Genomic DNA, 4,496 nt, shown 5'->3' with positions numbered 1-4,496 from the left:
CCCCCGCACCGCCTTCCTCGCCCCCGCCGCCCCTGCCGGGGACACCGCCGAGCCCGGGGAGCGGGCCGCGCTGCGCCCCTTCGAGGCCGAGGTCGTCGAGGGCGCGGGCGCCGACACCGTACGCGTCCTCGCCGAGGTGCTCCCGACCCTGCTGCCCGCCGGGCTGGAGCGCCGCCCCGAGCTGCGCACCCTCGGGGTGGGGCGACTGCCGCTGGGCGACGCCATCGAGCGGATCGCCGGCATCGAGCGCACCCCCGAGTGGTGGCACCGGCTCTACGACAGCCTGGCCGGCGTGGACCCGGACCGGCTCTCCGGCCTGCCCGTGCCGCTCGCCGACGGCCGCACCACCATCGGCCCCCGCCACGTGCTGCTGCCCGAGGCGGACACCCCGAAGGACCTGGCCCGGCTGGGCCTGAAGGTGGCCCACCCCGACGCGGCGCACCCCCTCCTGGAGAAGCTCGGCGCCCTCCCGGCCACGCCCCGCGCGATCCTGACGACCCCGCAGGTACGGACCGCGGTGGCGGCCTCCCTCGACGCGGGCGAGGTCTGGGACGAGGACGAGGCCGCCCTGGACGCCGACGAACTCGCCGAGGTCGTCCTGGGCCTGGTCCGCGACGCCGACCTGGCCCCCGGCGACGAACCGTGGCTGGGCGCGCTGGCCCTGCCCGACGAGGACGGCGAGCTCGCGCCGGCCGGCGAGCTGCTGCTGCCCGGCTCCCCGCTGGCCGCGGTCATCCGCGAGGACGAGGTGCCGTACGTCGACGCCGACCTCGCCGCCCGGTGGGGGGCCCAGCCGCTGACCGCCTGCGGCGTCCTCGCCGGCTTCCAGCTGGTCCGCGCCACCGACGTCGTCCTCGACCCGGACGAGCTCGAACCCCGCGACAGCGACTACGCCGAGCCCGACGACGTCGGCCTCCTCGACGCCGTCGACGTGTGGTGCGAGGACGTCCTGGACCAGCTCCCCGACACCCCGCTGCCGCCCGTCGCCACCGAGATCGTCGCCGTCCGCGACCTCGACCTCGTCGACGACGACTGCTGGCCGCAGGCCCTGGCCATGCTGGCCCAGCCGCCTCTGCGGGACGCCCTCACCCAGCCGGTGCGGATCCTGCTGCCCGACGGCACCACCCGGTCCGTGCGCCCGTACACCGCCTGGTGGCTGCGCGACCACCCCGTGCTCGACGGCCGCCGCCCCGCCGGGCTGCGCGCGGCGGGCACCGACCCGCTGCTCGCCGGCCTGTACACCTCGGCGGACGCCACCGGCTTCCAGGACGAGCAGGTCCTGCGGGCCCTCGGCGTCCGCACCTCCGTGGCCGCGCTCCTCGACGAGCCCGGCGGAGCCGCGGAGCTGCTGGGCCGGCTCGCGGACCCCGAGCGGCCGGTCACCGACCGGCAGCTGCACGCCTTGTACGGGGCCCTGGCCGACCTGGAGCCCGAGCAGGTCACGCTCCCGGACGAGCTGCGGGCCGTCGCGGACGGGGAGCTCGTCGTCGTGGACGCCGCCGACGCGGTGATCGCCGACGCCCCGGACCTGCTGCCGCTGACGGCCGGCCTGCCGCTGCTGCCGGTGGCCCCGGCCCGCGCGGCCGACCTGGCGGACCTGCTGCAGGTGCGCCGGCTGTCGGAGACGGTCCCGGCGGAGGTCAGCACGCCGGGCGAGGAGCACGAGGTCCCGGAGGCGGTACGGATCCTGCTGGGTCCGGCGACCCCGTACACGTACCTGGAGCACGAGGAGCTGGTGGCGGGCGGCGTCGAGCTGGACTGGCGGCTCACCCGGGACGGGGTGCTGCACGCCTCCACGCTGGAGGGCGTGGCGGCGGGCCTGGCCTGGTCGGCGGGCCAGTGGCCGCGCCGCTTCGAGGTCGCGGCCCTCCTGGAGGACCCCTCCCGCACGGCGGAACTCGCGCGGGACCGCTGGTTCGACTGAGCGGGCCCGGTGGAGTCCGGTGCGGTGGTCGGGCCCGGCAGGAGCGCGGGGAGCCGCGCCACCGGCGCCCGCACCCACCGGCCCGCGGTTCCGTGCCCGGATCTCCGGCGGAGCGCTGAGGGCCGGAGGCCGGTTCGGGGCGGCCCCCGGTCCGGCCCCGGTCCGGCCGCGGTCACGCCGGTTCGGGGCAGGTCGGCCCCGGTCCGGCCGCGGTCACGCCGGGAAGCGGCGGTCCACCCAGCGGAAGGCGGCTTCGATCAGGACGGCCGCCGCCACGGCGATGCCGACCGCCGCCCACGGCATCTGCGCGCCCACCAGCTTGAGCTGGAAGAAGTCCTGCAGCCAGGGGACGACCAGGACCAGCAGGAACGCCCCGCCCATCGTCCCGACCAGGGCGAGCCGCCACCACGTGTACGGGCGGGCGATGATCGCCAGGACCCACATGGAGGTCAGGAAGAGCGTCAGCGTGGCCGCGCTCGTCTCGGCGTTCAGGGCGTCCGCGCCCGTGTAGTGGTGGCGGGCGACCAGGTACGTGACGAAGGTGGCCACCGCAGCGATCACCCCGCCCGGGATCGCGTACCGCATCACGCGCCGCACGAAGTGCGGCCTGGCCCGCTCCTTGTTCGGGGCGAGGGCCAGGAAGAACGCCGGGACGCCGATGGTGAGCGTGGACAGCAGCGTCAGGTGCCGCGGCAGGAACGGGTACTCCACCTGCCAGCAGACCACCAGGATCGCCAGCAGCACCGAGTAGACGGTCTTGGTCAGGAAGAGGGTCGCGACGCGCGTGATGTTGCCGATGACGCGGCGGCCCTCGGCCACCACCGACGGCAGGGTGGCGAAGCTGTTGTCGAGCAGGACGATCTGGGCGACGGCCCGGGTGGCCTCGGAGCCCGAGCCCATGGCGACGCCGATGTCCGCGTCCTTCAGGGCGAGCACGTCGTTGACGCCGTCTCCGGTCATCGCGACCGTGTGGCCCCGGGACTGCAGCGCGCCGACCATGTCCCGCTTCTGCTGCGGCGTGACCCGCCCGAAGACCGTGCTCCGGACGAGTTCCTCGGCCATCCCGTCCTGCTCGGCGGGCAGCAGGCGCGCATCGACGGTGTTGTCCGCGCCGGGCAGGCCCAGCTTGCCGGCGACCGCGCCGACCGATACCGCATTGTCGCCGGAGATCACCTTCGCGCGGACGTTCTGCTCCTCGAAGTAGCGCAGGGTGTCCGAGGCGTCGGCGCGCAACCGCTGTTCCAGGACGACCAGCGCGGTCGGCCGGGCGCCGACGACGACGGCGTCGTCGTCGAGCTCGCGGGCGGCGCGGGCGAGCAGCAGCACGCGCAGGCCCTGCTCGTTCAGCTCGTCGATCTCGCCGAGGGCCGGGTCGCCGTTCGGCAGCAGCACGTCGGGGGCGCCGAGCAGCCAGGTGGAGCTCTCCCCGTCGCCCTCGCTGAAGCTCGCCCCGCTGTACTTGCGGGCGGAGGAGAACGGCAGCGACTCGGTGCAGCGCCAGTCCGCGCTGTCCGGGTAGGCGTCGATGATGGCCTGGAGGCTGGCGTTGGGCCGCGGGTCGGACTCGCCGAGCGCGCCGAGGACCTGCCGGACGTACGGGGGCTCCGCGCCGCCGAGCGGGCGCAGCTCGGTGACGTCCATGCCGCCCTCGGTGAGGGTGCCGGTCTTGTCGAGGCAGACGACGTCCACGCGGGCGAGGCCCTCGATGGCGGGCAGCTCCTGCACCAGGCACTGCTGGCGGCCGAGCCGGATGACGCCGATCGCGAAGGCCACGGAGGTCAGCAGGACCAGGCCCTCGGGGATCATGGGGACGATGCCGCCCACGGTCCGGGCGATGGAGTCCTTGAGGTTGTTGTCCTTGACGACCAGCTGGCTGACGATGAGGCCGATGGAGGTCGGGATCATCATCCAGGTGACGTACTTGAGGATGGTGGAGATGCCGGAGCGCAGCTCGGAGTGGACCAGCGTGAAGCGGGTGGCCTCCTCGGCGAGCTGTGCGGCGTAGGCCTCGCGGCCGACCTTGGTGGCGGTGAAGGCGCCGCCGCCGGCGACGACGAAGGACCCGGACATCACCGGGTCGCCGGGCTTCTTGAGGACCGGGTCGGCCTCGCCGGTGAGCAGGGACTCGTCGATCTCCAGGCCGTCGGCCTCGCCGACGACCCCGTCGACGACGACCTTGTCGCCCGGGCCGAGCTCGATGACGTCGTCCAGGACGATCTCGGAGGTGGAGACCTCGGCGGTGCGCCCGTCGCGGCGGACGCTGGGTCTGGCCTCGCCGATGACGGCGAGGCTGTCGAGGGTCTTCTTGGCACGGAGCTCCTGGATGATGCCGATGCCGGTGTTCGCGAGGATCACGAAGCCGAAGAGGCTGTCCTGGATCGGCGCGACGATCAGCATGACGAGCCACAGGACGCCGATGATCGCGTTGAAGCGGGTGAAGACGTTCGCGCGGACGATGTCGGCGGTGGAGCGGGACGAGCGGACGGGGACGTCGTTGACGGCTCCGCGCGCGACGCGCTCGGCCACCTCGGCGGTGGTCAGGCCGCCGGGCGTGAACGGGGGCGCGGGCGGG

General features: G+C 74.8%; 1 protein-coding gene and 1 pseudogene. One reads left to right on the top strand and one right to left on the bottom strand.

Features of this window, described 5'->3' with window-relative positions; translation table 11 throughout:
- Window positions 1–1,924: pseudogene (locus HYE82_RS34280) on the top strand (molecular chaperone Hsp90); the annotation flags it as partial.
- 213 nt (window positions 1,925–2,137) lie between these two features.
- On the opposite strand, the gene HYE82_RS34275 reads toward HYE82_RS34280, so the two are convergent.
- The gene (locus tag HYE82_RS34275) at window positions 2,138–4,465 is read right to left on the bottom strand and encodes a cation-translocating P-type ATPase (RefSeq protein ID WP_256988088.1); all 2,328 of its coding nucleotides are present in this window, start codon (window positions 4,463–4,465) and stop codon (window positions 2,138–2,140) included.
- Window positions 4,466–4,496: the final 31 nt, after the last annotated feature.

Source organism: Streptomyces sp. BR123, from assembly GCF_013401435.1.
Taxonomy (GTDB): domain Bacteria; phylum Actinomycetota; class Actinomycetes; order Streptomycetales; family Streptomycetaceae; genus Streptomyces.
Note: the sequence above shows the minus strand (reverse complement) of the source record. Positions and strands in the feature narration are given on the sequence as shown.